Here is a 26,749-nt window from a genome sequence, read left to right as displayed (position 1 = left end):
GGAGCGATCAGCCCCGCGTGTCGAACCCGACCCAGATCGTGATGCTCTCCCCGCCGAGATAGGGGATAGCGACGTTTTCGACGACCTTGACGAATTCGGCCGACTGGGCTGGCGGCGTCAGGGCGACGGGGATGGTGTATTTTTCCGAGAAGATTGCCTGGCCATCGCGCTCGACTGCGAAACGGATTGGGGCGTTGACCGAACTCTGGCTGCCGGCAGGCCCGAGCAAAACGCGGCCGGAAGCGCCCATATTGACGGTGATGACGCCGTTGGAGACGACGCAATTGCGCGTCACTTCGTCGATCACGCCTTGATATTGCAGCGCTTTGGCATCGCCTGTACGCCCGCCGCCATAATAGAACATCGCCTCGCCGCCGACACGCACCTTGATCGGCGGACATTCGGTGGCAATCGCTGGCAGCGCATTGGTCTGTGCCTGAGCCACAGCCTGAGGTGACGCAGTCGCATTCTGAAGATTGGCGCTGGTCGATGGCCCGCCGCCGAACATGCTGCCCATCGAGCACCCGGCGAGAGCCGCTGAGAGGCCGGCAAGAGCGACAAGTCGCAGAACGGTCGGCTTGGTCATGGTCACTTCCTGCCTCAAATTACGCATTGGCTGCTTCTAGCGCCATCAGGATGGCCGGCGCACCGCTGGCGTTGACGCCGGGCGCGTCCTCCACAAAAATGTCGAGCACCTTGCCATCCCGCACGATCATGGCCGAGCGCGCATAGCGCGTGCCCATGCCATTGGCGGAGAAATCCTTGGCGAGGCCAAGCGCCTTAGCGAGATCGGCATTGCCATCGGCAATGAACTCTACCTTGCCCAGGGCATCGCTGGCTTCGGCCCAGGCCTTCATCACGTGAGCGTCGTTGACGGAGGCACAGACGATGCGCTCGACGCCGTGCGCCCGGAATTTTTCTGTATTGGCGAGGAAGCCCGGCAAATGGTTGACGTGGCAGGTGGGCGTAAACGCACCCGGCACCGCGAAGAAGACGACGGTCCCCGAGCCAAGGACCACGTCACTGGTGGTGTCGTGCGTGCCGGAAGCCGTTACGAGCTTGATCCCAACAGCCGGAATCGCATTGCCACGTTCAATCATGCGAGGATTTGCCCCATGCCCCAGGCGAGAAGATCGCCTTACTCCAAAACCATCCCGCTGGCGGCTTGGCCGCTCGTCTCCGGGACTACTCGTTCGCCGGCTCTGCCCCGACTGTCCGGCGAAGCTCGAATGCTCCCATACCGGTCATGAATGACAACTGAACGTCTTGGCCGGTCAGGTCAATATTCTCGGTTTTCGCCAGAATGGGAAGCAGCACTAGGTTCGCTTGCGGGCTTTTTTGCGGCATGCCGAACAGCGGCTCGCCACTATCGGTCGCAACGATGATCGAGCCGGGGTCGATATCATCGGTTGCGAGAGACACTGCCAGGGTCTGTTCGTCTTTGATAAATTCGACTTTGCCGATTGGTGCCGGGCCGTCGTTCCACGGAATGGGCGCTTCGGCCACTGCCTGCTTGATGCGGAGGCCATTGGGCCGATCAGGCGCCGCATCCGCTGCAGGGAGGCTGAAACTCGCTTGCGCCGGAATGCATATATCGGAGCAAATGCCAAGCAGCGCCGAAATATCCACTTCGGCTGTCTTGTCGGCCACGGTCAGTTCGATGGGCAACAGGGTTGGCCCAAAATAGGCAAAGTCGAGATAGCCGGAGCTGAGATCGACGATCGGGTGCGGCCAGAGAATCTTGCCCGCGCTGACACCGCGAGACGCGGAAAAATCGAGCTCGGTCGGAAAACCCGTTTCGCCAGGCACGCGCCAATAGGTTTTGGTATTTTCCGGCATATCGATTTCGAGGCCGAACAGGGTCGTGCCGTCGGGCTTAACGACGCCGGTGCTGACAAGCCGCAACTTTACGCCCGGCGTTACCTCTTGCCACGGCGTTTCGCCGGCAAAAACCGGGGCAACGAGAGCGGGCAAAAAGGCGGCGGCAAGAGCAATTGATCGCATGGCTCGGCATTAACGCAGGAGATGGTGAAGGAATAGCTGACGCGCCTTCAGGCCTTCGTGAAGAGGCACGAGACTTGGCTTCACCCCGCCCAGCGCATAGACTTGGTTGATGACTTATCTTGAAGGACAATTCCTGGTCGCCATGCCGGGCATGGAAGACGAGCGCTTCGCCGAAAGCGTGATCCTGCTCGTCGGTCATGGCGAAGAGGGCGCCATGGGTCTGGTGGTCAATCAGAAATTGGCCAATCTGCGGTTTGCCGACATTCTCGACGAGCTCGATCTAGGCGATCCCGATGCCGTCATTCGTCTGCCGGACACGATCCGTGACCGCACGGTCATGCGCGGTGGGCCGGTCGAGAAGGGGCGTGGCTTCGTGCTGCATTCCGCCGACTATCACAGCGGCAATACCTATAAGGTCACCGAAGATATCGGCCTTACCGCCACCCTGGATGTGCTTCGCGCCATGGCGTTCGGCCCGGCACCGAAAGCCTCATTTTTTGCGCTTGGCTGCTGCGGCTGGAGCCCCGGACAACTCGAACGGGAGATCGCCGAAAACGGCTGGCTGACCGTGCCATTCACGCCGGAGCTGGTGTTCAATACTCCGGTGGAGAAACGCTACGAGAAGGCGCTGGAAAGCCTGCACATCACGCGGGCAACGCTGAGCAGCGACGCAGGCCACGCCTAAGCCAAACTGTCGTTAGCGTCGAGCCTTATCGCCCCGCCTGCGCCATCAGCTTCTTCGCCAATTCCTGCCCAGTCATAGCGGCCCCAAACGCAAAGCCTTGCGCAAAACGGCAGTTCATTTGTCGCAGCCGCTCGATTTCGTCGAGCGTTTCGACACCCTCGGCAATCACCATCAGATCCAGATCTTCGGCAAGCCCGACGATGGCGCGGATGATCGGTGCCTGCGTGTGTGGATTGCCCGTCTCGGTGCCCATCTTCACGAAAGCGGCCGGGATTTTGATCGTGTCGAACGGGAAGCGATGCAGGTAGCTCAGCGACGAGTGGCCCGTGCCGAAATCGTCGAGCGCCAACCCCAAGCCCAAGCTACGGAGCGCTTCAAGCATGTAGGCGGAGTGCTCGGGATTGCTCATCACCTGGCCTTCGGTGATCTCGAGCTTGAGGTGGGTAGCCAGCGTCTTGTCCTGCGCGACGAGATTGCGCATGTCGTTAAGCAGCGTCTCGGTCGCCAACTGCGTCGGCGAGAGATTGACCGAGATGAAGAATTCTTCGCCGAGCCCAATCGTCGCCGACCATTCGCGGGCTTGTGTGGCCGCCTGTTCGAAGGCCAAGCGTCCGAGCTTTTCGATCTGGCCGGACCGTTCGGCAAGCGGCACGAATTCGTCCGGGTTGACCACGCCACGCGTCGGATGGTTCCAGCGCATCAGCGCTTCGGCCCCAACGATTTGGCCAGACGCGATGTTCATCACCGGCTGATATTGCACCGAGAGTTCGCCTTGGCGCATGCCGCGTTCGAGATCTTCTTCGCTGGCGCGGTTGTAGTTGGCGATGGAGCGCGCCGAGGCGCGATAGGCTTCGATACGGTCTCCGCCGAGGCGCTTGGCGTAATACATGGCCAGTTCGGCATCGCGCAGCACGTCGGGGGCTTCTGCGGGATTGCCGTCGTAGATCGTGACGCCGATCGAAGCCGTGATAGTGAGGTCACGGTCGCCGAAGTTGAACGGGGCCTTCAGCGCCTTGCGGATTTGCTCAGCGCTTTCGGCGATCTTCCCGGCCGTCTGCTCGGAGGCGAGGATCACTGCGAACTGATCGCCTGAAATACGCGCCACGGTATCGAGTGGCCGCATGACGCGGGAAATGCGCCGGGAAATGGCCAGCAGCACCGAATCGGCCGCGGAATGGCCGATGCGCTCTTCGAGCTCCATGAACCGATCGATATCGATGAGGAAGACTGCCGGCTTGATGCCGCCCGGGGTGCGCGCGCGGGCTAGCGAACGCTCAAGCCGATCGAGCAGGAGTTGGCGATTGGGTAGGCCGGTGAGGCTGTCGTGCACAGCATCGTGAAGCAGGCGCTCACGGGCGGCTCGATCCTCGGTCACGTCCTGCAGCGTGCCGACGATGCGGTTGACCTGACCATCGCCGCCCAACACCGGTTTTACGCGCATGCGGAAGGTGCGGTAATTGCCATCATGGCCCGCCACACGCAGGTCCGAAGAAACCTTGCCACGGCGTAGTTCCACCAGCGTATCAAAAGCGGTGCGGAAGCGGTCGCGGTCATCAGGATGAACCCGGTCGAGCCAGCGCTTGATGGCGCCGCGCAGCGCCCCGCGCTTTTCGCCGAGACGGGTTGTCAGTTCGTCGCTGACGGTGACGCGGTCACGGTCGATGTTCCAATCGAAAACGAAATCACCCGAACCGGTCAGCGCCAAAGCGCGGCGCTCGACTTCGCTGAGCGTACCGATCGTCACCTGCCCTTCGGCAAAGGCGTGTTGAACGGCCGTGAAGCCTAGAAGCATGACGACAAGCACCAGACCGCCGCCTACGGCTGGCTGGGCAACGTCATTGGTCACCTGACCGGAAATGACGAGCCAGGAATAGAATAGCCAAGCAATGAAGATGATCCAGGTCGGGACGAGCAGCACGGCGCGATCATAGCCGCGGAGCGCCAGCAACAGGATCAGGAAGAAGCCGGAAAGGCCGAGCAGCGCCAGAACGAGACGCGCGATGGTGGCGGCAATTGCGGGTTGGAAAAAGGCAAAGCCGAAGAGCGCGAGAAAAAGCGCCGAGAGCCCGAGCGCCAGATGGATGAAGCGCAGATGCCACCGGTGGAGATTGAGATAGATGAAGAGGAAGCCGGCAAGCGTCGTCGCTATGCCCGCCTCCGCCGCGGCCCTGAGTGGTTGGAGCCCGCCGGCCGATATGCCGAAAAGGCGGCCAAAGATGGCGAAGTCGATGAGGAGATACGCGAGCACCGCCCAGGCGAAAGCGGCCGTGGCCGGGAATACGCCCCTGCCCTTGACCACAAACATGATGGTCAGAAACACGGCCGCGAGCGATGCAACGCCTAGCACCACGCCCCGGAACAGCGTGAAGGAATTGACGTAGTCGCGATAGGCGTTGGGTTGCCAGAGGTAAAGCTCCGGCAATTCGCCCGAGGTTAGCTCGGCAATCAGCGTCACAGTCGCGCCGGGATCGAGCGTGACCTCGTAAACGTCGGCTTCAGGGTCGGCCAATTGCACCGGACGAATGCCGGCGCTTGGGGTCACCGCCGAAATGCGCGCATTGCCGAGATCGGGCTGGAAAACGCCTGACGCCGGTAGCCGGTAGAATGGCGCGACGAGAAGGCGCTCGATCTGCTGATCGGAATCATTGCGGAGCGCAAATAACGCGAAAGACGGGTTGGTGCCCTGCTCGCTTGCCAGAACCTCGATGCGCCGGATGATGCCGTCGGCGTCAGGCGCGGTCGAAAGCTGCAGACGCCCATTCGTGCCCGGCACGATTTCGACGATATCGGACAGGTTGACGGCATTGACGTCTTCGGGGACCGAAATGACTTCGAAAGCCCGGGCTGGCTGCGAGAAAGCGAACGCAAGGATGATTGCGAGAACAAGAAACGGACGCATCAAGAGCAGCTAATTCCCACACAAGGCTTCATTGTGGCGGCAGTCGGCCGCGGATAACGCGGGGGGACAAGCCTTTGGCTTTGGTAACCTCCAAAGGGGGCGCACCTTTGGTACGAGAGATTGACCCTTGCGGCAAGCGGGGTGGCGCAGTGCGATGTGGAACGTGATGGACGTCCCACCGGTCAGGCAACACGATGATGTGGACTTGCGAAGCGGAAACTGTCCCAGCGCTCGCGCGTCAGCCCCATCAGCACATGGTCTTCCCAGCGGCCATTGATCTGCAGGTAACGTTCGGCAAAGCCTTCCTCGACAAAGCCATTTTTTTCGAGCACCCGCCGCGATGCAATATTGTGCGGTAGGAAAGCAGCGTGGACGCGATGGAGGTCGAGCGTTTCGAAGGTGAAGGCGAGCGACACCTCGACGGCTTCGCTCATCAGCCCCTTGCCGGCATAAGACTGGCCCATCCAGTAGCCCAGATTGACGAATTGCGCCGCACGACGCCGGACATTGGAGAGGGTTATCCCGCCAACCAAGGTATTGCTGCCGTCATCGAGAAAAATAAAAAACGTGTAGTCGGTTCCCTGCTCGGCTTCCTGCCGCGCCCGGCGCACCCGCATGGAGAACACGCGACGGCCAAGATCGGCCTCGGTCCAACGCGGCTCGAAGGGTTTGAGGAAATCCTGGCTGGAGCGGCGCAGATTATACCAAGCCGTATAGTCGCGCATCTGCGGCAGGCGCAAAGCGATGCTGCGCCCGCGTAGCGTGATCAATTGCTCCGGCGACGACCAGGGCCAGAGCATGATTTAGCGCTTGAGCGTCTCGCCGATGCTTTCGACATCGGCCAGCCGGCTGATCGGCCCAATACCGGCAAGTGTCGGCGTCGAGCTGGTGAAAATCTGTTCGGCCACCTCGCGCACACGCTGCGCGGTAATGCGGTTGATGCGCTCGACCGTCTCTGCCATCTGGATAGGGCGGCCCCAGAGGATCTGCTGGCGTGCCAGCTGACCGGCGCGGGCCGAAGGGCTTTCGAGCGACATGAGGAGACCGGCGCGGATCTGGTTGCGGACGCGCACCACTTCCTCTTCCGAGATGGTTTCAGCCGCGCGCTTGAGTTCATCGAGCACAACAGGGACGAGTTCAGAGACTTCGTCTTCGCCCGTCGCCGCGGCAACGCCGAAGACGCCGCTATCGGCAAAGGCCCAGTGGAAGGAATAGACGGAATAGCAGAGGCCGCGCTTTTCGCGCACTTCCTGGAAAAGGCGAGAACTCATGCCGCCGCCGAGAACAGAGGCAAGCACCTGCGCGGCATAAAAGCCATCGGAATTATAGGCACGGCCCTCAAAGCCCAGCACGATATGGGCCTGTTCGTGGTCCGAAATCAGCCGCTCTTCGCCGCCTTGATATTCGGCGCGCTGCGGCGCCGGCGCACCATTCGGAGTCAGGTCGGCAAAGCGCTGCTTGGCGACTTCGACGAGCTCGTCATGATCGACATTGCCCGCAGCGGCCATGACCATGTGGTCGCCCACATAGTTGCGGCGCATATATTTGCGGACCATTTCGGGTGAAAAATCCCGCACCGAATCAACCGTGCCCAAAATAGTGCGGCCAATGGGCTGGGTTGGATAGGCCGCCTGCTGAAACAGATCGAAGACGTGGTCATCGGGGTTGTCGCGCGCCGCGCCAATTTCCTGAACGATGACCTGCTGCTCGCGGGTCATTTCGTTTTCGTCGAAGGTCGAATTCTGCAAAATATCCGAGAGGATATCAGCCGCGAGAACGACGTCTTCCTTGAGCACGCGCGCAAAATAGCCGGTATGCTCGATCGAAGTCGCGGCATTGAGGTCGCCGCCGACATTTTCGATGGTCTCGGCAATTTCGAGCGCCGTGCGGCTCTTGGTGCCTTTGAAGGCCATGTGTTCAAGAAGGTGCGAAATGCCGTGCTCGGCCTTGCGCTCCGAGCGAGCACCGGCTTTTACCCAGACGCCGAGCGAGGCACTCTCGAGATGCGGCATGTCATCGGTCAGCACCACCATGCCGTTTTCGAGAGTCGTCGTTTGTACCGTCACACTCTTCCTCCTGAACCGCGCGGGGGCCTTTGGGCTCTCCCGCCATGGTCCGATTATGCTTCAGGCCGCGCGGGTGCGCGCCCCGATAAAGTCTTCCAAAATACGCTGGTCATTGGCCAGCAGTTCAACCCGTTCGGGCCGCTCATAAAGATCGGCAAGCCATGCCGGCAGCGGCGGCTCGATGCCCGAGGCGGCGTTTACGGCCGCCGGGAACTTTGCCGGATGAGCCGTTGCGAGCGTGATCATGGGCGTTGCAGAGCCCGAAAGGCTGCGCGCCACGCTGACCCCAACAGCGGTGTGTGGATCGAGAAGGTAGGACGAGTTCGCCCAGGTCTGGGCAATCGTCTCGCTCGTCGCCGCTTCATTGGCCGTACCAGCCGCAAATTCGGAACGGATGGCGGATATGGCGCCTTCCGGCAGGTCGAACCCACGCGATTGCTTGAGCGCGGCCATCATGCGGCCGACGGCACTGGCGTCGCGCCCGGCCGATTCGAACAGCAGCCGTTCGAAATTGGAAGAGATCTGGATGTCCATCGACGGGCTAATGGTGGGGGCAACGCCCTGCATCTCATAGCGGCCTGTATCGATGGTGCGGCGCAGGATGTCGTTGGAATTGGTGGCGATGACGAGCTTTTCGATCGGCAGGCCCATGCGCTTGGCGCAATAGCCGGCAAAGATATCGCCGAAATTACCCGTCGGCACAGTAAAACTGACCGGCCGATAAGGCGCGCCCAGCGATACGCCGGCCGTAAAATAATAGACGATCTGCGCGACGATGCGGCCCCAATTGATGGAATTGACGCCTGAGAGGCGCACGCGGTCGCGGAAGGCATGATGGTTGAACATCGCCTTCACGGCATCCTGGCAATCGTCGAATGTGCCGCTGAGCGCGATATTGTGCACATTGGCATCGAGCACCGTCGTCATCTGCCGGCGCTGCACTTCCGAAGTTCGACCCTCGGGATGCAGAATGAAAATGTCAGTGGTGTCGCGACCGCGGAACGCTTCGATGGCGGCGGAACCCGTGTCCCCCGATGTCGCGCCAACGATGGTAGCGCGGAGGCCACGGGACGAAAGGATATGGTCCATGATGCGGCTCAAAAACTGCATCGCCACATCCTTGAAGGCCAAGGTGGGACCATGAAAAAGCTCAAGCACGAAATGATTAGGCTCGAGTTCGACCAGCGGCGTCACCGACGGATGACGAAAACTCGCATAGGCGCCATCGATGATCGACTTCAGCGTCGCGGCCGGAATTTCGTCGCCGGTAAAGCGCGAGATGATGGCATAGGCGACATCGGCATAGGGTTTCCCTGCAAAGGCCGCGATTTCATCTGCGGAAAACTGAGGCCAACTGGCCGGCACATAGAGACCGCCATCGGAAGCCAGGCCCGCAAGGACCGCATCTGAGAAACCAAGCGCAGGCGCCTGGCCACGCGTCGAAACAAACTGCATCGGAAGGGAAAGCCCTTTTAGAATTGTTGCAACCTAGTGAAAGCGACGCTTCGCCGCAAGGTTTTGCCGATCACGCCGGTTTTGACGGCTGGCGGCTTTGGCGAAACAGCCAAAAGCCGAGCATGACCACAGCGACAATGGCAAAGCCATACCAGGTCAGAGCATAACCGAAATGGTTGTTGGGGAAGGTAACGACGGTCTCGCCCGCCTGAGGCAGATCGCCTGGGGCGCCGGCCGGCAGATCGATATAGAAGGGCGCGATCGGCGCAAGCGCTGGATCGGCAAGTTGGGCCAACCGCAAGGGATCGCGCACCCACTCGATCCGATTGGATGTATCGGCCTCAGGCGTCATGAAATCAGCCTGCTCGGGCGTACGGACCACGCCTGTAATGGTGACGATGCCAGGGTCTTCGCCGTGAAGATCGCCGAGCGCCGCCGCTTCCTGATATTGCTGCGGTACGAAGCCACGATTGACGAATACCGTGCCGCCGCCTTGCAGCTCGAACGGCGTCATCACCCAATAGCCGGGGCCTGAATATTGCCCCTTCGCACTGGCAAGACTCGTGAACACGGTCGACGTCTGGGTATAGCGATAGGCGCCGGTGAGCGTCACCGGTTGATAAACGATCGTTTGCGGATCAAGCGTCGACCACGATTCCGGGCCAGGCACGGGAACAGGGGCCGCGGTCAGGCGCGCATCGACCGCTGCGATGAGCGCCTCCTTTTCGGCCAGTCGCTGCATCTGCCAGTTGCCGAGAAAAACGCAGACGGCCGCCAGCACCAGCATGAGGGCGGCAAAAACCCATTCTTTTAGCCCGAGGCGACGCGTGGTCATTGATGTCCCTCGTGCGCATCGTGGAGAAACTGCAGATTGACGAGCACGCCTTTGAACGGCGGCAGCAGCGCGAGGCTCAAAAACACGGTTACCGGAATCCAAATCACGAGATGCATCCAGGGTGGCACGGTGGCGACAGCGCCGAGGATCAGCGCCATAACGAGCACCAGAGGAGCAACGAGAAAGATGACGAACACGGCGGGGCCATCACCGCTATCGGCAAAGGCGAGATCGAGGCCGCACTTTTCGCATTGCGGCGCCAGCTTGAGATAACCGGCAAAGAGCCGTCCCTCGCCGCAGCGGGGACAGCGGCAAAGAAGGCCGGTCAGGATCGGATTGGGCTGCGCCATAAACTGCTTCTTGATGCAAAAAGAGGCGCAGCCTTGGCCGCGCCCCCAAATTCCGGGCTCCCTGCCCGATCAGTGGCTGAGCGCCACGCCCCAGCTGCCCCAGACATAGATCGAGGCAAAGAGGAACAGCCACACCACGTCGACGAAGTGCCAATACCAGGCGGCAAATTCGAAGCCGAGGTGACGCTCGGGAGTGAAGTCGCCGCGTTCGGCGCGGATCAAGCAGACCGCGAGGAAGATGGTGCCGATCAGAACGTGGAAACCGTGGAAGCCGGTCGCCATGAAGAAGGTCGCGCCATACATGCTGCCCGCGAACGAGAACCCTGCATGGGTATATTCGAGATACTGCACGAACGAGAACAGCACGCCGAGCGCAACGGTGATCGCAAGACCCCAGCGCAGGCCCTTGCGGTCGTTTTCAAGCAGCGCATGGTGCGCCCAGGTGACGGTCGTGCCCGAGGTCAGGAGGATCAGCGTGTTGAACAGGGGCAGGTGGAAGGGATCGAACAGCTCAATGCCGGTCGGAGGCCAGTGGCCACCAGTGGCCGCGACGCGGGCATATTGCTCGACGTCGTCGAGGCGGAAGAAGCCATCGAAATAGGCCCAGAACCACGCGACGAAGAACATGACTTCGGAAGCGATGAAGAGGATCATGCCATAGCGGTGGTGCATCTGCACGACCGGGGTGTGGTCGACGCCGTTATTGGCTTCCTTCACCACATCGGCCCACCAGGCGTAGAAAACGTAGAGAACACCGGCGAGGCCGATGAAAAACAGCCACGGGGTCCACTGGTGCATCCAGAACACGGCACCGATCATCATGACCAGTACCGCGGCCGACATCGCAAAGGGCCAGGGCGACGGCTCTACCATATGGTAATCATGGTTCTTCTCAATGGCGGCCATGTTCAGCTTCCCTCACTGTCTGAAGCGTAGAATGTATAAGAGAGCGTTATCTCTTTAATCGTGTTGAGTTCGCGGTTGTCCGCGATATCGGGATCGACGAAGAAGACGATCGGCATATCGACCGTCTCGCCCGGCTGCAGCGTCTGCTCGGTAAAGCAGAAGCACTCGATCTTGTTGAAGTAGATACCGGCCTGCTCGGGCACGACGTTAAAAATCGCCTGGCCGGTTATCGGCTTATCCGAATTATTGGTCGCCACGTAGTTGACCGTATCGACGGCGCCGATCTTGTCGGTGATCGAGGCGGCCGGTTTGACGGTCCAGGGCAGCGTATTTTCGACGTTGACGTCGAAGCGCACGCGCATTTCGCGCGCTATGAAACCCTTCGGATTGGCCTCCGCCACCTGCGTCGTGCCGCCAAAGCCAGTGACCTGGCAGAACAACTGATAGAGCGGCACAGAGGCGAATGCGAGGCCCACCATGCCGGCAACCAGCACGGCAAGGCTCACGCCGATGCGGCGGTTCTTGCGTTCGCTGAGATTGTCTCGATGGTCAGGTGCGACAGAAGTCATTACAGCGCCCTGTCAAACAGCGCCGGGCCCATCTTGACGATGGTCAGCACATAAAAGGTGATCGCGAACAGCGCGAGGGCGCCGGCAAGGGCAAGCGACCGGCGGCGACGTACACGCTTCAGGGCTTCGGCAGCCTGCAGATCGGCAGCGCTTGGTTGGCTCACGGGGGTCTCAGTGCTCACAGCCAGAACCCTCCGAGGCGCGAAACGAAGGTATCGACGAGCAGCGCAAGGAACAGCACGAAAAGGTAACTCAGCGAATAGGTGAAAAGCCGGCGTGCCGCCTTCTTCATGTCGACGCTGTTTGGCGCACGAAGAATGCGGACCGCAAGATAGATGAAGGCAGCGCCGGTTGCCGCCGCAACGACACCGTATATCCAGCTTCCCACGCCCAGATAAATCGGCACGAAAGACGACACGGCAAGGATTACCGAATAGACGAAAATCTGGCGCTTGGTGGATGCCTCGCCAGCAACGTTCGGCATCATCGGTACGCCGGCCGCGGCATAGTCGCTCTGCTTATAGAGCGCCAGGGCCCAGAAATGCGGCGGGGTCCAAAGGAAGACGATGAGGAACAGCGAGAGGCTTTCCCAGGTGATGGTGCCGCTGACCGCAGCCCAGCCAATCATGGCTGGAAAGGCACCGGCCGCGCCACCGATAACGATGTTCTGGGGCGTCGAGCGCTTGAGCCACATCGTATAGATAACGGCATAAAAGAAGATGGTGAAGGCAAGGAGCCCGCCAGCCACCCAATTGGTCGCAAGGCCGAGAAGCGACACCGAGAAGGCCGAGAGAACGAGGCCAAAGCTCAGCGCTTCGCCTTCGGAAATCCGCCCTGCCGGGATCGGTCGGTTCTGCGTCCGGCTCATGATGGCGTCGATATCGGCATCGTACCACATATTGAGCGCGCCCGACGCGCCGCCACCGATAGCGATGCAGATGATGGCAATGAGCCCGATGATCGGGTTGATGCCGCCCGGCGCGACCAGCATGCCGACGAGTGCGGTGAAGACAACCAGCGACATGACACGAGGTTTGAGCAGGGCGAGGTAATCCTCGACCCGTGCCTCACCCGCCAAAGCGGGCATTCCCTTGCTGTCGTCGATATAGGTCACTGAACTCTTCCAAACTTTTGGTGTGAACCGCACACTTGGGCGCGATCCACGGACTTCTCAAACCACGACTTAGTGCGCGTTGGTCGATTCGATCTTCGGCAGCGTCGAGAACTGGTGGAAAGGCGGAGGCGAACTCAGCGTCCATTCCAACGTCGTCGCGCCTTCACCCCATGGATTGTCACCGGCCGGACGCTTCTTACGAACAGCTTCCCAGGTCGCGTAGAAGAAAATGACCATGGCGACGAAGGTGATGTAGTAGCCGATCGAGGACACGCGGTTCCAGAGTGCGAAGGCATCCGGATAGTCGATGTAACGGCGCGGCATGCCGGCAAGGCCGAGGAAGTGCTGCGGGAAGAAGATCAGGTTCACGCCAACGAACATGACCCAGAAGTGCAGCTTGCCCAGGAATTCGGAATACATGTGACCGAACATCTTGGGGTACCAGTAGTACCAACCGGCAAAGATCGAGAACACGGCACCGAGCGAGAGCACGTAGTGGAAGTGCGCCACGACGTAATAGGTGTCGTGAAGAGCACGGTCTGCACCCGCATTGGCCAGCACCACACCCGTCACACCACCAACGGTGAACAGGAAGATGAAGCCGATGGCCCAGAGCATGGGAATGCGGAAGGTGATCGAGCCGCCCCACATGGTGGCGATCCAGGAGAAGATCTTCACGCCCGTCGGCACGGCGATAACCATTGTGGCCGCAACGAAGTAGCGCTGCACGTTGAGGCTAAGACCGGTCGTATACATGTGGTGCGCCCACACGACGAACCCGACGAAGCCGATGGCGACCATGGCATAGGCCATAGCCATATAACCGAACACCGGCTTGCGGCTGAAGGTTGCCACGATGTGGCTGATGATGCCGAAGCCCGGCAGGATCATGATGTAAACTTCAGGGTGACCGAAGAACCAGAACAAGTGCTGGAACAATACCGGATCACCGCCGCCTTCGGGCGAGAAGAACGTCGTGCCGAAGTTGCGGTCGGTCAGCAGCATGGTGATCGCGCCGGCAAGAACGGGAAGCGCGAGCAAGAGCAGGAAGCCGGTGGTCAGAACGGCCCAGGCAAAGAGCGGCATCTTGTGGATGGTCATGCCCGGGGCGCGCATATTGAGAATGGTGGTGATCAGGTTGATAGCGCCAAGGATGGAGCTCACACCTGCCACGTGCAGCGACAGAATGGCAAAATCGAGCGCCGGGCCGGGATGACCAGCGGTCGAGAGCGGCGGGTAGACGGTCCAGCCGCCCCCAAAACCACCGACGCCACCAGCGCCTTCAAAGAAGAGGCTCATCAGCAGAAGGATGAACGCCACCGGCAAAAGCCAGAACGCGATGTTGTTGATGCGCGGGAAGGCGGTATCGGGCGCGCCGATCATCAACGGGGCAAAGTAGTTGGCAAAGCCACCCATGGTTGCCGGCATGACGGTGAAGAACACCATGATGAGGGCGTGGGCCGTCGTGAAGACGTTGTACATCTGCTTGCCGGCGTCGACGGCGGAGTCGCCCTGAACGCCATAAACCATGGATGCAAGGCCATGGAAAATCTGGATGCCGGGCTCCTGCAGCTCCATGCGCATGAAGCCGGAAAGGATGCCGCCGATCACACCAGCCACGATCGAGAACACGAGATACATGATCCCAATGTCCTTGTGGTTGGTCGAGAAGACCCAACGGCGCCAGCCGGTCGGGGTGTGATGGTCATGCTGCGATGCATAGTCATGCCCGGTGGCATGGGCCTCGAGGTGTGTTTCTGACATTATGGTCTCCCCTGACCCAGATTACTGAATTGCCGGCAGCAGGGCAGCGGCGGCGGCATAGTCACGACCTTCTGCATATGCCGAAATGAAGGTTTGGAATTCGTCTGCGGTCACCACGCGAACGGCGATCGGCATGAAGGCATGGTCCTTGCCGCACAGTTCCGAACACTGGCCATAGTAAAGGCCGGTCTCGCGGGCATTGAACCAGGTCTCGTTCAAACGGCCGGGAACAGCGTCGACCTTGATGCCGAAAGACGGCACGGCGAACGCGTGGATGACGCCGGCAGCGTCGGCGGTGATCTGCATGCTGACGGTCGTGTCGACCGGCACGATGAGTTCGTTATCGACGGCCAGAAGACGCGGCTGGTTCGGCTTCGCACTCTTGCGACCTGGGGTCGGCGCCCCGCCATTCACGCCCGGAACGTCTTCTTCCTGCATGATATTCTGGGTGAAACCGAGCGGCTGGTCGGCTGGCGCATCGGGGACGAAATTAGAGTAATCGACATACTCGTAGTCCCAGTACCACTGCTGACCCGTCGCCTTGATCGTCAGGCTTGCAGCAGGAACCTCGACTTCGCCGAAGGTGAAAATATTGGCGCCCAGATACTTGCGCTCGCCATCAGGCGTCGTCATCTGATCGGAGAGAACGCCGAAGGACGGGATGGCGATAACGATCAGGACGATGATCGGCACCACGGTCCAGATCACTTCGATCAGCGTGTTGTGGGTAAAGCGCGCTGGGACCGGATTGGCCTTGGCATTGAAGCGCACGGCAACGGCGATCAGGAGCGCCAGGACGAACAGCACGATGATGGTGATGGTCCACATCAGCGGGCCATCATGGAAAGCCACGATGGAATCCATGATCGGCGTGACCGATTGCTGCAGATGGAACTGACCTGGCTCGGGATGACCCTTGCCGATTTCCTGGGCAAAAAGGGAAGACGGCACCAGCGCCAGGGCGGCAGTCGCTGCTGTACCCAACTTCCTAACGAACTGACCGGTCACCATAAACCCCCTAAATACCAATTCTGGTGCACGCACACCGGGAAGAAGAGGGCAAAAAGCGGCATAGCTCACGCCGCCCCGACTCAACCTCGGAGCGCAAAACTCAATTTCGACCTAAATCACATTGATTGGCCCGAGTCTATTGCGGCCAAGCTCACTTATTGCGGTTTAAAACTGGACAAATCGAGCCGTCTTTGCCTCAAGGGCGCCGCAGTTCCGCTGCCAGAATGCCGCAAAAGCGGGCTTGGTTGACAGCCGGAACGCTGTAACAGAAACAGGCCGGGCGTGCCGCATATCCGCGAATCGGCAGGAGACCAGCAAAGTGATGCATTTTTCGAAGCACCTGATGGGCCTTGCCCTTGCGCTCACCGCTGCTTTGAGCGCGGCCCCTGCCATGGCGCAGGGCACGGTGCGCGGCGAATATGGCGACTGGCAGATGAGCTGCGACACCCCTCCGGGCGCAAGCGCAGAACAGTGCGCGATCATCCAGAATGTCATGGCCGAGGATCAGCCCAATGTCGGCCTCTCGGTCATCGTGCTGCGCACGGCCGATCGCGAAGCTAGGCTGCTGCGCGTTCTCGCCCCGCTTGGCGTGCTCCTCCCCAATGGCCTGGGGCTCAATGTCGACGGCAAGGATATGGGCCGCGTCGCCTTCGTGCGTTGCCTGCCCAATGGTTGCGTTGCCGAAGTCGAGCTCGATGATGACCTGATTGATGTGCTCTCTAAGGGGACGAGCGCGATTTTCGTCGTGTTCAAGACCCCTGAAGAGGGCGTCGGCATCCCCGTTTCGCTTGAAGGCTTCTCGGAAGGCTTTGCCGCCCTGCCCTGATCCCGGCCAACCCCATGACCGAAGAACGGCGCAAGGTTTATCGCAATCGTACCCTTAAGGGTGGACGCATCGTCACCAATGACGGCCACTCCACATTCGATTGCACGGTGCGCAATCACTCCGACAGCGGCGCAAAACTTGTCGTTGCCAGCATCATCGGCATTCCCCAGCATTTTGGGCTGACCATGCATGATGGCCGCAGCTATGCCTGCGAGACCATCTGGCACACGGAAACCGAAATCGGCGTGCGGTTTTTGTAGCCGCTAGGCGATCGCGAGCGTGGTGATGAACGCGTCTGCAATTGCCGGCGCGTCCGCAGTCGACACCACCAACGCGTCGCCGATCGTCTGATAAATCGGAAACCGCTGGCGGAATTTGCGCTCTTCGCTGCTTTGGACAAACCCGAAACCCCGCGTCAATTGCCGCGCTACGACGATATCGGTGGCGCGGTCAATATCGAGCGAAGGCAGCAGCGTCACGCCATACCCCTTCTCAACGAGAGCGGCGGCGCGCGTGAAATCACTCGAATCCGGCGGCGCGGCCAGAAATCCTGAAGAACTAACGAAAATGGCGGGCGACTTGAGATCGGCAAAGCACCGCTCGCCCAAGGCCAGATTTTCAGCGCGATAGTGATCATAGCCCTTTTGGGCAATGACCTCGCCGATATTGCCGATGACCGAACAGAAGAGTTCGTCGAGGTCGATCAGCACCCAACCCAGTTGACGCGAAAGCTCGCAGCCGAGCGTCGATTTTCCCACCCCACCAGGGCCAAGGAGAACAAGCGCCTCTCCAGACTGCCAGGGCCGACGGCAATTTATATAGACCACGCTAAAGTGCCTCTGCCGGAAGAGCGTCGACCATCATATCCCAGCCCTCAAGCAACTCATCGCGCGCCCGCACACCGCCGCCAACGGTGTGACGCTGCTCGTCCTGGTTGAGACGCGCGACAACAAGGGTCCGGCCGTCCTTTTCCGCCCATCCAACGAACCAGCCCCAGCCCTTGGCACGTTCGAACGTCCCATCGGCAAGCCGCGGAAAGGCCGAGCCGGTTTTCCCGGTAACGGTCCAGCCGTTTGGTGTAGACGAGCTTTCGAGCACCGCCGCGGTCATATCCATTGCATCAGTGCTGACCGGCAGCGTGCGGTTGACGAGGTTGCGCAGGAAAGCGACCTGCTCCACAGGCGAGATCTTGAGCGAGGACGAAATCCAGGCGCGTTCGAGCGCATTGTTTTTGCCTGGATCGCCCGCAAAATCGGCATTGCCATAGCCGAATTTTGCCGCATAATTCTCGAGCGTTGCGACGCCCAGGGCCTCGGTGATCCGCTGCGAATACCAGACGACGGAATATTTCATCCAGCGCGTCGGGTCAGTCGTCTGTTGCCATTCCTGTCCGCCCCAATCGGCATAGCCTTCTTCGAACGGAATTGCCGGCGTCGTGGTATCGCTCAGAAAACCCGCATCATAGCCCATGACGGCCAGAGGTATTTTGAAGGTCGACGCCGGGGTGACGCGCGTCCGGCAATCGCCGTTTTCCTCAAGCAATTCGCCCGTCCTGGCATCGGCCACAATCGTGCAGAGCGTCTTCGCTTCGGCAGCCGTAACGGAGAGAAGGGAGACAGAAAGGGCCGCGAAAGCAAGCTTCATGAAGAACTCCAGAGACGCTGCCAAGGCTTGGCACGAGGAGCCTCTAGACGACACTCGCGGCGAAAAAAAGCCGGGCGAGTGCAAGCACAAGCCCGGCAAGTCTTCAGGAAACGGGACCAGCGGCAAAACTGGCCCGGGAGATGGAACGAGCATAAACATGTTCGTTCCAAGGCTTGCGCTCCACATAGGGGCAGAGCGAAGAACTTAGCGCAGGGACCGTCGAGCCCGCGCCGTATTGAGAACCATGGTCGCGGTGCGGCCACCGCGCGCCGTCATGGCTTCATGGATATCTGCATGGGAGAGACCCAGATCGTCGAGACGATCGGCGTCCAATTCGAGCAGGCTTTGCAGCGCAGTCCGGCGGATACGATCAGCATTAGCCTTGGCGAACCATGCAAAGACGGTGCGCAAAGGCGTATTCGGCATGGCGGCCGTAACTGACCGCTCGCCGGGAAGCGAGAGAGCCATTTCAAATCTCCAAAAAACTGAGCCGGGGGGAGGTCGGCAATCGCCGTCGTTGGCGACGCTGTTGAATTAGCGCTCTGGACTTCCATTCGTCCAACAAATAGATTTCATCCATTCAATCAAATTGAGTGATGGAGGTGGCGATGGCTGCGCCGCTCGATCTCGACCAGTTGCAAAGTTTTTGTGCCATCGCCGATTGCGGCAGCTTCACCGAAGCGGCGCGCCGCGTGAACAAGACGCAGTCCGCCGTTTCGATGCAGATCAAGCGGCTCGAAGAGCGGCTGGGCCATTCTCTTTTGACACGCGATGGTCGCACCGTTGCGCTCACCCATCATGGCGAAGTGCTCTATGAGCGCGCGCGGAAAATGCTGCGCACGAATGCTGAAATCCTCGATCACTTCAATGATGGCGATTTAGCCGGCTCGATCCGCTTCGGCGTGCCGGACGACTACGCCGTGCGCCTTTTGCCGGTGATCCTCTCGAGCTTCCAGCGCACCCATCCCAAGATCGTTGTCGACGTTTCTTGCATGGCCTCGGAGCACCTGCTCGAAGGCATGCGCGCCGGGCGCTATGATCTCATCGTCTTTACCCAAGGCACCGAGCAGAATTTCGGCGAATTGTTCCGCACCGAAAAGATGTTCTGGGTGGCAAGCCACGGTGGCCGCGCGCTCGCCAGCGAACCCATCGCTATTGCCTGCGGCCCGCAATATTGCATCTGGCGGAAAGACGCGATGGACGCGCTCGAGCGCAGCAATACCGATTATCGCATTGCCTACACGTCCTCCAACGCCACGGCGATTTCCTCGGCGGTTCTCTCCGATCTAGCTATCGGCTTCCTGCCGGAAAGCGCCCTCCAGCCCGGCATGCGCGTCGTCTCCGACAATCGCGGCCTGCCGCCGCTCCCGGATGCACAAATGGCCCTCATGCGCGGCAGCCATGCCTATGGCGGCATCTACGACGCGCTGGCCACCCACATCGTCCAATCCATGGGCAATCTCGAACGCCCCATTGAAGCCGAGGCGGCGGAGTAGGACCGAAAGGTGCGGCGTTGAGTAATGGTCGCCCCTTGACCTCCCGTCTGCTTTCGACCACCAAGAACCTATGCCTCAAGCTCTGACAAATGCCGCCGAGTTCACCGTTTCCGAAGTCGCCCAGGCGGTGAAGCGGACGGTCGAAGATGAATTTGGCCATGTGCGCGTGCGCGGGGAAATATCCGGGTTTCGCGGCCAGCATTCGTCGGGTCATGCCTATTTCACCCTTAAGGATGATGGCGCCACAATCGATGCGGTGATCTGGAAGGGCAGTTATGGACGCCTTGCCTTCAAGCCAGAAGAAGGGCTCGAGGTTATCGCGACAGGCCGACTGACGACCTTCCCGCGCTCGTCCAAATATCAGATCGTCATCGAGCAGATCGAACCGGCGGGCGCCGGCGCCCTGATGGCGCTCCTCGAAGAACGCCGGAAAAAGCTTCTGGCGGAGGGACTGTTCGATCGGGAGCGCAAGCGGCCCCTGCCCTATCTGCCCCGCGTCATCGGGGTCATCACCTCGCCGACCGGCGCAGTTATCCGGGATATCCTTCACCGCCTCGATGATCGCTTCCCGAGCCATGTTCTCGTCTGGCCGGTGCGCGTGCAGGGCGATACCTGCGCTCCGGAAGTCGTCAACGCCATCGAAGGCTTCAATGCCCTTCTGCCCGGCGGCCGCATACCGCGTCCCGATATCCTGATCGTCGCCCGTGGCGGCGGGTCGATCGAGGATCTCTGGGGCTTCAACGAAGAGGCCGTGGTTCGCGCTGTCGCCGCTTCCGGCATCCCGGTGATCTCCGCAGTCGGCCACGAGACCGATACGACACTGATCGACTATGCGTCCGACATGCGCGCGCCGACCCCGACGGCGGCCGCCGAAGCGGCTGTGCCGGTTCGGGCCGAACTCATCGCCTATGTCGACGATCAGGGCAGCCGCCAGCGACAGGCCGCGCGCCGCAGCTTGATGAGCCTCAAAGACCGCCTCCGCGCCGCGGGTGCTGGGCTTCCCCGCGCGACGGATCTGGTTGCCACCCAGCGTCAGAGCCTCGACATGGCCTCAGCCCAACTGTCGAGCGGCCTTCGCCATTTCGTTCAAGCGCGCCGACTTGCCTTTTCGAAGGCTGCCGGCGCCATGCAGCCGCGTCTTGTGCGCCAGCGTTACGAGGATCTCGCCAAGCGTCTCGACCATATCGATCATCGTGCGCTCGCGGGCCTCAATAAAACCATCGAGCGCGCCAGGCTGACCTTCGATCCCCGTGCCACGCGTCTCCCCGGCAGCGTTGGCCAAGCGCTCGAACGCAAGCGCGCGCTCTTTGCCCGCGTCAGCCCGCGCCTCACCCCGCAGCCGCTCCGCGCTGAACTCCGGCAATCCCAAGCGCAACTTCAGCCGTTAGCGCAACGCCTCGGTCTCATTCCGGCACGTCTTACGTTTGACCGACGCCAACAGCTTTCCCAGCTGACAAAACTGCTCGATACCCTCTCCTATCGCAGCGTTCTCGCCCGCGGCTATGCGCTGGTGCAGGACGAGGCTGGCGAAGTCGTTAGCGCAGCCGCGCAGGTCAAGCCCGGCGATGTTTTGAAGCTGACTTTTGCCGATGGGGAAGTGGGCGCAAATGTTGCTGGCGCCCCACCGCAGAAACGCAAGCCGGGACGAACTTCATCCGATGACGGCTCGCAGGAAAGTCTCTTTTGAAACTCCGGTTTTGCCTCTATAGCGTAAGTCATTAGAAGGAGCCCGGCGGTGAATATCTTCGACAAGGGGTTTACGCCCTCCGAGGCGAGCGTCCGTTACCTCGATGGCGATTATGTCGTGATCAAACAAGGCACGTTCGTCCGCTGCGCCATAACCGGCAAACCCATTGCGCTCGATGAGCTGACTTATTGGAGCGTCGACCGGCAAGAGCCCTATGTCGACGCGACCACCGCGCACGAAGCGTTCCTCCGCTCCGGCAGAGGCAAGTGATCGTGACAGAGGCGGCGACGCGTCAGCGCTACCTCGTTATTTCCAATGGGCACGGCGAAGACGCCATCGGGGCAGCGCTCGTCAAGCGCCTCTCCCAATCCGCCCAGGTGGAAGCCTATCCCATGATCGGCAGCGGCAAGGCCTATGAAGGCGCCTGCCGCGTCGTCGGCCCGCGCGCCACGCTCGCCTCCGAAGGCTGGCGCAATGTCAAAGGCTCGCTCCGCCGCGACATCGTCACTGGTGGACTTCTCACCGTGCCGCCGGCTCTCAAATTCCTGCGCTCCGTGCGCGGCCATTATGACAAGACCATCGTCGTCGGCGACATGGTGGGCGTCATCGCTGCTCTCGCCATGGGCCTGCGCGATCTTATCTATCTCGATGTCTATAAGACCGGCGCCGCCCGGCTTTATTCATCCGGCGAAGCCTGGGCCATCAAGAAAAGCTGCCGAACCGTCTTTTGCCGCGCGGCAAACCTCGCCGATCGCCTCAAGACCGAAGGCGTGGACGCTCGCGCTGTCGGCAATATCATGATGGATGCCATTCCATATGGCGATTATGACGTTGCTACCCGTCGCAGGCGCCCCATGGCCGTCACGCTCCTGCCCGGCAGCCGCGCGCTGACCGCGGAGAGCTTTGCCATTCAGGTCGGCGCGCTTCGCCTTCTCCCCGAGGAAGAACGTCCCGACGTTTTTCTTGCCGTTGCCGGCAGCGTCAATGTCGAAGAATTGGCCAAGGCAGCAAGCCTGCGGCGCACTGCGCTCCTCAGCACCGAATCCGATGATCTCGGTGAACTGAGCGATGGCAACCTGACCGTCCACATGGCCCGCGGCGTCGCCATGGGCAATCTGGTGCTCGATTCAGATATCGTCCTCAGCCAGGCCGGCACCGCGACGATACAGTCGCTCGGCCTCGGACGTCCCGCCATCACCTTCATCAATCCGCGCGACAGGCGCTCGCGCTTTACCGACGAGCAAAACCTTTTTGGCGATGCGCGCAAGGTGACGGAAGCAAAACCGGAAGAGGTGGCGGAGGCCCTGCGCGAGCTTTTGCTCAACGAAACCAAGCGCCGGCATCTGGCCCAGATGGGCCATATTCGAATTGGCAATCCCGGCGCGATGGACAAGATCGTCGCCGAGATTACCGATCGTCAGGCTGCCTGATCAGGCAGCGGGTGTCTGCGGATCGAGCAGGCGATGCAGGTGCACGATGAAATAGCGCGTCTGCGCGCTATCGACAGTCATCTGCGCCTTCTGCTTCCAGGCGACCAGCGCCGACGCATAATTGGGATAGAGGCCCACGATGTCGACCTTGTCGAGATCGGCAAAGGTGATGCCGTCGATGCTCGACAGTTCGCCGCCGATCACCAGGTGGAGGAGTTGTTTTTCAGTCGCTTCAGCCATCGCTCAAGAGTCCATCGAGGTTGAGGAAATGTGTTCGGCCTCGCCCATCGGCTCGGCGGGACAGCCGTAAACCGTGATCAAAGCCGCGTGGACGAGGGGTTTTAGGCTCATGTCGCTGAGCGCCGCAAGCGCACCATGGCGCACATCTCGTCTGTTAAATTGTGGGAACCCGGTGCACACATCGGCGAAGTCTAGCCCGCATTCGCTCAGGATCACGGCGGCGGCCGCAATATCCCAATCCTGGCTGCCCCGCCGCGCCACGGCCGCATCGAGTTTGCCGGTCGCGACCTGGATCAGCCGATAGGCGAGCGAGGGAAACATTGGTCCGCGCGTATAATTGAGCCCGGCCGCCTGCAATTCCTGATGCACGGCACCCGGCGCGGGAATGAGCGGCGCAGATCCTGCGCGACGGTTCCGCACGAGCTCCACACCATTGAGCCTCGCCCCACCGCCAAGGCTTGCTTCATACATCTCGTCGCGCGCCGGCGCATAAACGACGCCCGCGACCGGAATGCCTTTTTCGACCACCGCGATGCAAATGGTCCAGCAATCCTCGCCGCGCAAAAAGGCTCGCGTGCCGTCGATTGGATCGACCACGAAGACCCGATCGCAATCGAGCCGGCTGGGATTGTCCGCAGTTTCTTCGCTCAGCCAGCCATAATTGGGCCGCGCATTGAGAAGGCTCGCCGCCAGATAGCGATCGACGACGATATCGGCTTCGCTCACCGGCGAGGCGTTTTCCTTGTTCCAGCTCTTTATATCGCGCCGAAAATAGCCCGCAGCAATAATGCCCGCCGAAACGGCAGTGGCGCGGAGCAATTCGAGATCGTCTTCATAAGGGGGGGCAAAGGCCGGCATGCGCGGCTTTTATGCCTCCTACGACTTTCGGACAAGGCCCGGGGGATCATGGTCCCCTCTTGATTGGCGAAGACCGGCCACAGTTGAGGTAAACAAGCTGCGATCCGATTGGGTAAACTCATCATGACCTACTGCAAGATCCCGCTAACCACCGCTGAAAACAACATAAACTTAACCGAACCCATTAAGGCGGCTGGTAATCCGACGCGCTAGATTGCCCTCACAAACGGAGCGCAAAAAACAGCTCTCGAAGTTACAGGAAGGCATCAAAATGGTTCATGGCGTAGCGATGGAAGGATCGTCAGTCGTTCTTGCTTTCGGCAAGCCTGCACTGGCGGAACGCCGCTTCATTGCGGCGAACGACAATGGGCCGCGCGATCCCGTCAAGACAGTGACCGTGCGCAAACAGCTTGAACAGAGCGGTGTCGCGATCAAGATCAAGGTTCCGGTCACCGAATTCATCGGTGTCGCCGTTGCCACAAGAATTTCAGAAGAAGGGCTGCTGACGAGCGCGATCGAACTGGTTCATCCCGATGGTGAGCTGACCTACAAGGTCTTCGAAGAAGAGGGCAATCACAACGTCGTCGCCGAATGGCAGAACTGGGGCAAGAAGCTCCGCCTGCCGCTCTTCATCAAGGCCGGCGATGGCGCTTATCTCCCCTATAGCCAGCAGGTCGATGGCGTCATGGTCGGACAGACGGCACCGCGCCGCAAGCTCGCCGCCGACGCCGCTCGCCGCCCCCGCTTCCTCAACCGCCGCAAGCCCGGCGAAGCCGAAGTCAATTAATCGTCTGCGCCTAACCGGCGCAACGAACGAATCCCCCTCCAAGGGCACGTCGACGGGATCAGCTGGTGGTGCGGCTGGTCCTTTTGGCGGTTTTGGTTTTTGGTCACTTGTTTGAACGCCGTCGCCGGCACTGAGGCACGACGGATTGTTGAAGTCCCTCATCCGCGGCCGTCACCCCGGACTTGATCCGGGGCCCATCCCGAAATCTCAAGATTGATCCCGGCCTTTGCGGGGATGACAGTCCGCGGTTGCGATACCGCGCGGCTACCACGCCCATTCCGCCATCAGCGCAAGAGAAATGGCGATCCCGACATAGTGGTTGTTCTGAAACCGCAGGAGCGGATTGCCTAAGTTTTGAGGATCGAGCGTATAAACCTGCCAGGCCATCAAGCCGCCCGCGACCAGCGAAAGCGCCACGAAAATCGCGCCACCGCCAGCTTGCAGGTTCGCTGCCTGCCAGAGCAAGAATGCCGCGATGTAAAGCACCGCAGCAGCCGGGCGCACATTCTTTCCAAAAAGCCTGGCTGTGGATTTGACGCCGACCAGCGCATCGTCTTCGACATCTTGCAGTGCATAGATCGTGTCGTAGCCGATTACCCAAAGGATCGTGCCTAGATAAAGCAGCACGGCGGGCCAGGCGAGGCCACCGGTCTGGCTCGACCAACCCACCAATGCGCCATAGGAAAAGGCCAACCCCAAGAAAAGCTGCGGCCACCAGGTGATCCGCTTCATAAAGGGATAAATGGCGACCAGCACCAGGGACGCGACACCCGCCCAAACCGTAAAGCGGTTGAATTGAAACAGGATAATCGCACCCAAAAGCGCCTGCGCCACAAGGAAAGCCAGCGCCTCCTTGGCCGTCACCTGCCCGGATGGAATTGGCCGCGATCGTGTGCGCGCCACCTTATCGTCGATGTCGCGATCGACGATGTCATTGAACGTGCACCCCGCCCCGCGCATCAGCCCCGCGCCGATCAGCATCAAAATGGCATGGTACCAACCAAAGCCCCAATCTGGCTGGGCGACCGCCGCCAAGGCCAGGCCCCAGATGCAGGGCCAGAACAGCAGCCAGACCCCGATCGGCCGATCCCACCGCGCGAGGCGCAGATAAGGTTTGGCAATGGCCGGCGCATAGCGATCCACCCAATTATCCTTCTGGGCATCGGCGACTGGGGCGGAATGGATCTCGGACATCTTGCCAAGCCTCATGGTTCGACTCGCCACGAGGTCTACTCTAAACGCTTGAGACAAAGTAGACCTCATCCTGAGCTAGTCGAAGGACGAGGGCGTGGCTTGGCCATGCCCGAAGGAAGAAATGCCACGCACCCACGCCACCCTGCCCCGCCTCTATGTCGACGCCGACCTCGTCCAATCTGGCGCCATCACGCTCAACAAGGACCAGTCGCTTTATCTCGCGGCCGTTCTTCGCAAGGCCGTGGGCGACGAGGTCGTCCTCTTCAACGGACGTGATGGTGCTTGGCTCTGTCGGCTGATGTCTGATTCGAAAAAGTCTGTCGCCCTCAACTGCGTGGAACAGATTGCGACGCAGCCGCCGCGCCTCGACCTTTGGTATGGCTTTGCCCCGCTCAAAAACGAGCGGCTCGACTATGTTATCCAAAAGGCTGTGGAAATGGGCACCGGCACCATCCAGCCCGTGATGACCCAATTCACCCAGGTCCACCGCCTCAAGACCGATCGGCTCCATGCCAATGCCATCGAGGCGGCCGAGCAATGCGAAGTGCTCAACGTGCCCGAAATTGCCCCCGAGATTACGCTCGAGCGGCTTCTTTCCGATTGGCCAACCGAGCATACTGACCGTCAGCTGATTTTCGCCGACGAGGCCGCAGCCTCGGCCTCCCCGCTTGAAACGCTGCAGGGTCTCAAGGCCCAAAAATTCGGTCTGCTCATCGGCCCCGAAGGCGGTTTCTCACCGTCGGAGCGCGAAAAACTTCTGTCGCTCCCCTTCGTCACTCCGATCAGCCTTGGCCCCCGAATCCTGCGCGCCGACACGGCTGCCGTCGCGGCCCTCGCGGTCATCCAATCGACCATCGGTGATTGGCGATAAAAGCCGATTGCATTCCGGCTTGCGCTCGCTATCTTGCCGGCCCAGTTTAAGCCTCACT

30 protein-coding genes are annotated in these 26,749 nt (G+C 60.6%); 9 read left to right on the top strand and 21 right to left on the bottom strand.

The genetic code is table 11. The annotated features are described in order from the left end of the window. Window positions 1–7: 7 nt before the first annotated feature. The 3 genes from ASG47_RS06000 to ASG47_RS05990 all read right to left on the bottom strand — a co-directional run bounded on the left by ASG47_RS06000 (window position 8) and on the right by ASG47_RS05990 (window position 2,004). Window positions 8–586, bottom strand: coding sequence for a hypothetical protein (locus ASG47_RS06000; RefSeq protein ID WP_061907817.1), 579 nt, complete (start codon window positions 584–586; stop codon window positions 8–10). 19 nt (window positions 587–605) lie between these two features. Continuing rightward, window positions 606–1,100 carry a peroxiredoxin gene (locus tag ASG47_RS05995; protein ID WP_061907816.1) on the bottom strand — a complete coding sequence of 165 codons (495 nt, stop codon included), beginning with the start codon at window positions 1,098–1,100 and terminating at the stop codon, window positions 606–608. 85 nt (window positions 1,101–1,185) lie between these two features. Beyond that, a complete protein-coding gene (locus ASG47_RS05990; RefSeq protein WP_061907815.1) occupies window positions 1,186–2,004 on the bottom strand; it encodes a protein-disulfide reductase DsbD domain-containing protein in 819 nt (272 codons plus the stop codon). 109 nt (window positions 2,005–2,113) lie between these two features. Here ASG47_RS05990 and ASG47_RS05985 point away from each other — a divergent pair, with 109 nt between their 5' ends. After that, a complete protein-coding gene (locus ASG47_RS05985; RefSeq protein WP_061908084.1) occupies window positions 2,114–2,689 on the top strand; it encodes a YqgE/AlgH family protein in 576 nt (191 codons plus the stop codon). 25 nt (window positions 2,690–2,714) lie between these two features. On the opposite strand, the gene ASG47_RS05980 is transcribed toward ASG47_RS05985, so the two are convergent. The 12 genes from ASG47_RS05980 to coxB all read right to left on the bottom strand — a co-directional run bounded on the left by ASG47_RS05980 (window position 2,715) and on the right by coxB (window position 15,658). Beyond that, entirely contained in the window at window positions 2,715–5,588 is a 2,874-nt protein-coding gene (locus tag ASG47_RS05980; protein ID WP_061907814.1) for an EAL domain-containing protein, read from the bottom strand. A 182-nt stretch (window positions 5,589–5,770) separates the two neighbouring features. Continuing rightward, entirely contained in the window at window positions 5,771–6,388 is a 618-nt protein-coding gene (locus ASG47_RS05975; protein WP_061907813.1) for a GNAT family N-acetyltransferase, read from the bottom strand. A gap of 3 nt (window positions 6,389–6,391) precedes the next feature. Next, a complete protein-coding gene (locus ASG47_RS05970; protein ID WP_061907812.1) occupies window positions 6,392–7,654 on the bottom strand; it encodes a M16 family metallopeptidase in 1,263 nt (420 codons plus the stop codon). Between the two features lie 60 nt (window positions 7,655–7,714). After that, window positions 7,715–9,109 (bottom strand): threonine synthase, encoded by a 1,395-nt coding sequence (gene thrC, locus ASG47_RS05965; protein ID WP_061907811.1) that lies wholly within the window; start codon window positions 9,107–9,109, stop codon window positions 7,715–7,717. Window positions 9,110–9,179: 70 nt separating this feature from the next. Then, window positions 9,180–9,944 (bottom strand): SURF1 family protein, encoded by a 765-nt coding sequence (locus ASG47_RS05960; protein WP_061907810.1) that lies wholly within the window; start codon window positions 9,942–9,944, stop codon window positions 9,180–9,182. Next, entirely contained in the window at window positions 9,941–10,294 is a 354-nt protein-coding gene (locus ASG47_RS05955; RefSeq protein ID WP_061907809.1) for a DUF983 domain-containing protein, read from the bottom strand. Before ASG47_RS05955 ends, ASG47_RS05960 begins: the two co-directional genes overlap by 4 nt. Before the next feature lie 69 nt (window positions 10,295–10,363). After that, a complete protein-coding gene (locus ASG47_RS05950; RefSeq protein ID WP_061907808.1) occupies window positions 10,364–11,200 on the bottom strand; it encodes a cytochrome c oxidase subunit 3 in 837 nt (278 codons plus the stop codon). Between the two features lie 2 nt (window positions 11,201–11,202). Continuing rightward, on the bottom strand, window positions 11,203–11,769 hold the full coding sequence (locus ASG47_RS05945; RefSeq protein WP_061907807.1) for a cytochrome c oxidase assembly protein: 567 nt from the start codon (window positions 11,767–11,769) through the stop codon (window positions 11,203–11,205). Further along, complete coding sequence (locus ASG47_RS20590; protein WP_156464004.1) at window positions 11,769–11,933, bottom strand: hypothetical protein; 165 nt, start codon at window positions 11,931–11,933, stop codon at window positions 11,769–11,771. Before ASG47_RS20590 ends, ASG47_RS05945 begins: the two co-directional genes overlap by 1 nt. A gap of 14 nt (window positions 11,934–11,947) precedes the next feature. Next, on the bottom strand, window positions 11,948–12,883 hold the full coding sequence (locus ASG47_RS05940; protein ID WP_410494050.1) for a heme o synthase: 936 nt from the start codon (window positions 12,881–12,883) through the stop codon (window positions 11,948–11,950). A gap of 69 nt (window positions 12,884–12,952) precedes the next feature. Beyond that, a complete protein-coding gene (ctaD, locus tag ASG47_RS05935; protein WP_061907806.1) occupies window positions 12,953–14,647 on the bottom strand; it encodes a cytochrome c oxidase subunit I in 1,695 nt (564 codons plus the stop codon). 21 nt (window positions 14,648–14,668) lie between these two features. Continuing rightward, window positions 14,669–15,658, bottom strand: coding sequence for a cytochrome c oxidase subunit II (coxB, locus tag ASG47_RS05930; protein ID WP_082511598.1), 990 nt, complete (start codon window positions 15,656–15,658; stop codon window positions 14,669–14,671). Window positions 15,659–15,980: 322 nt separating this feature from the next. Between coxB and ASG47_RS05925 the strand changes: the two genes are divergently transcribed. Together ASG47_RS05925 and ASG47_RS05920 are read left to right on the top strand one after the other, a co-directional pair. Then, window positions 15,981–16,484 carry an invasion associated locus B family protein gene (locus tag ASG47_RS05925; protein WP_061907805.1) on the top strand — a complete coding sequence of 168 codons (504 nt, stop codon included), beginning with the start codon at window positions 15,981–15,983 and terminating at the stop codon, window positions 16,482–16,484. Window positions 16,485–16,498: 14 nt separating this feature from the next. Further along, entirely contained in the window at window positions 16,499–16,744 is a 246-nt protein-coding gene (locus tag ASG47_RS05920; protein ID WP_061907804.1) for a hypothetical protein, read from the top strand. A gap of 3 nt (window positions 16,745–16,747) precedes the next feature. On the opposite strand, the gene ASG47_RS05915 is transcribed toward ASG47_RS05920, so the two are convergent. The 3 genes from ASG47_RS05915 to ASG47_RS05905 all read right to left on the bottom strand — a co-directional run bounded on the left by ASG47_RS05915 (window position 16,748) and on the right by ASG47_RS05905 (window position 18,596). After that, window positions 16,748–17,311, bottom strand: coding sequence for a shikimate kinase (locus ASG47_RS05915; RefSeq protein WP_082511597.1), 564 nt, complete (start codon window positions 17,309–17,311; stop codon window positions 16,748–16,750). A gap of 1 nt (window position 17,312) precedes the next feature. After that, window positions 17,313–18,128 (bottom strand): class D beta-lactamase, encoded by an 816-nt coding sequence (gene blaOXA, locus ASG47_RS05910; protein ID WP_061907802.1) that lies wholly within the window; start codon window positions 18,126–18,128, stop codon window positions 17,313–17,315. 204 nt (window positions 18,129–18,332) lie between these two features. Continuing rightward, entirely contained in the window at window positions 18,333–18,596 is a 264-nt protein-coding gene (locus ASG47_RS05905; protein WP_061907801.1) for a DUF1127 domain-containing protein, read from the bottom strand. 140 nt (window positions 18,597–18,736) lie between these two features. Here ASG47_RS05905 and ASG47_RS05900 point away from each other — a divergent pair, with 140 nt between their 5' ends. The 4 genes from ASG47_RS05900 to ASG47_RS05885 all read left to right on the top strand — a co-directional run bounded on the left by ASG47_RS05900 (window position 18,737) and on the right by ASG47_RS05885 (window position 22,741). Beyond that, window positions 18,737–19,624: a LysR family transcriptional regulator gene (locus tag ASG47_RS05900; protein ID WP_162243224.1), complete on the top strand. Its 888-nt coding sequence runs from the start codon at window positions 18,737–18,739 to the stop codon at window positions 19,622–19,624. Window positions 19,625–19,694: 70 nt separating this feature from the next. Next, the gene (xseA, locus tag ASG47_RS05895; RefSeq protein ID WP_061907799.1) at window positions 19,695–21,311 is read left to right on the top strand and encodes an exodeoxyribonuclease VII large subunit; all 1,617 of its coding nucleotides are present in this window, start codon (window positions 19,695–19,697) and stop codon (window positions 21,309–21,311) included. 48 nt (window positions 21,312–21,359) lie between these two features. Beyond that, entirely contained in the window at window positions 21,360–21,581 is a 222-nt protein-coding gene (locus tag ASG47_RS05890; protein WP_061907798.1) for a DUF2093 domain-containing protein, read from the top strand. Continuing rightward, complete coding sequence (locus tag ASG47_RS05885) at window positions 21,578–22,741, top strand: glycosyltransferase (protein ID WP_061907797.1); 1,164 nt, start codon at window positions 21,578–21,580, stop codon at window positions 22,739–22,741. Before ASG47_RS05890 ends, ASG47_RS05885 begins: the two co-directional genes overlap by 4 nt. Here ASG47_RS05885 and ASG47_RS05880 read toward each other — a convergent pair whose 3' ends face one another. Further along, window positions 22,742–22,981, bottom strand: coding sequence for a DUF4170 domain-containing protein (locus tag ASG47_RS05880; RefSeq protein ID WP_061907796.1), 240 nt, complete (start codon window positions 22,979–22,981; stop codon window positions 22,742–22,744). It lies immediately after the preceding gene. Window positions 22,982–22,984: 3 nt separating this feature from the next. Continuing rightward, window positions 22,985–23,839: a 3'(2'),5'-bisphosphate nucleotidase CysQ gene (locus tag ASG47_RS05875; protein WP_082511596.1), complete on the bottom strand. Its 855-nt coding sequence runs from the start codon at window positions 23,837–23,839 to the stop codon at window positions 22,985–22,987. A gap of 271 nt (window positions 23,840–24,110) precedes the next feature. Between ASG47_RS05875 and ASG47_RS05870 the strand changes: the two genes are divergently transcribed. Continuing rightward, window positions 24,111–24,626 (top strand): DUF6101 family protein, encoded by a 516-nt coding sequence (locus tag ASG47_RS05870; protein ID WP_156352083.1) that lies wholly within the window; start codon window positions 24,111–24,113, stop codon window positions 24,624–24,626. A 264-nt stretch (window positions 24,627–24,890) separates the two neighbouring features. Here ASG47_RS05870 and ubiA read toward each other — a convergent pair whose 3' ends face one another. Continuing rightward, window positions 24,891–25,820: a 4-hydroxybenzoate octaprenyltransferase gene (gene ubiA / locus ASG47_RS05865; protein ID WP_082511623.1), complete on the bottom strand. Its 930-nt coding sequence runs from the start codon at window positions 25,818–25,820 to the stop codon at window positions 24,891–24,893. A gap of 121 nt (window positions 25,821–25,941) precedes the next feature. On the opposite strand from ubiA, the gene ASG47_RS05860 reads away from it, so the two are divergent. Then, window positions 25,942–26,691 (top strand): 16S rRNA (uracil(1498)-N(3))-methyltransferase, encoded by a 750-nt coding sequence (locus ASG47_RS05860; protein WP_061907793.1) that lies wholly within the window; start codon window positions 25,942–25,944, stop codon window positions 26,689–26,691. The last annotated feature ends 58 nt before the right edge of the window (window positions 26,692–26,749 follow it).

The sequence above is a fragment of the Devosia sp. Leaf420 genome (assembly GCF_001425445.1).
Taxonomy (GTDB): domain Bacteria; phylum Pseudomonadota; class Alphaproteobacteria; order Rhizobiales; family Devosiaceae; genus Devosia.
The sequence above is the reverse complement of the archived record's forward strand: the minus strand, read 5'-3'. Positions and strand labels throughout refer to the sequence as shown.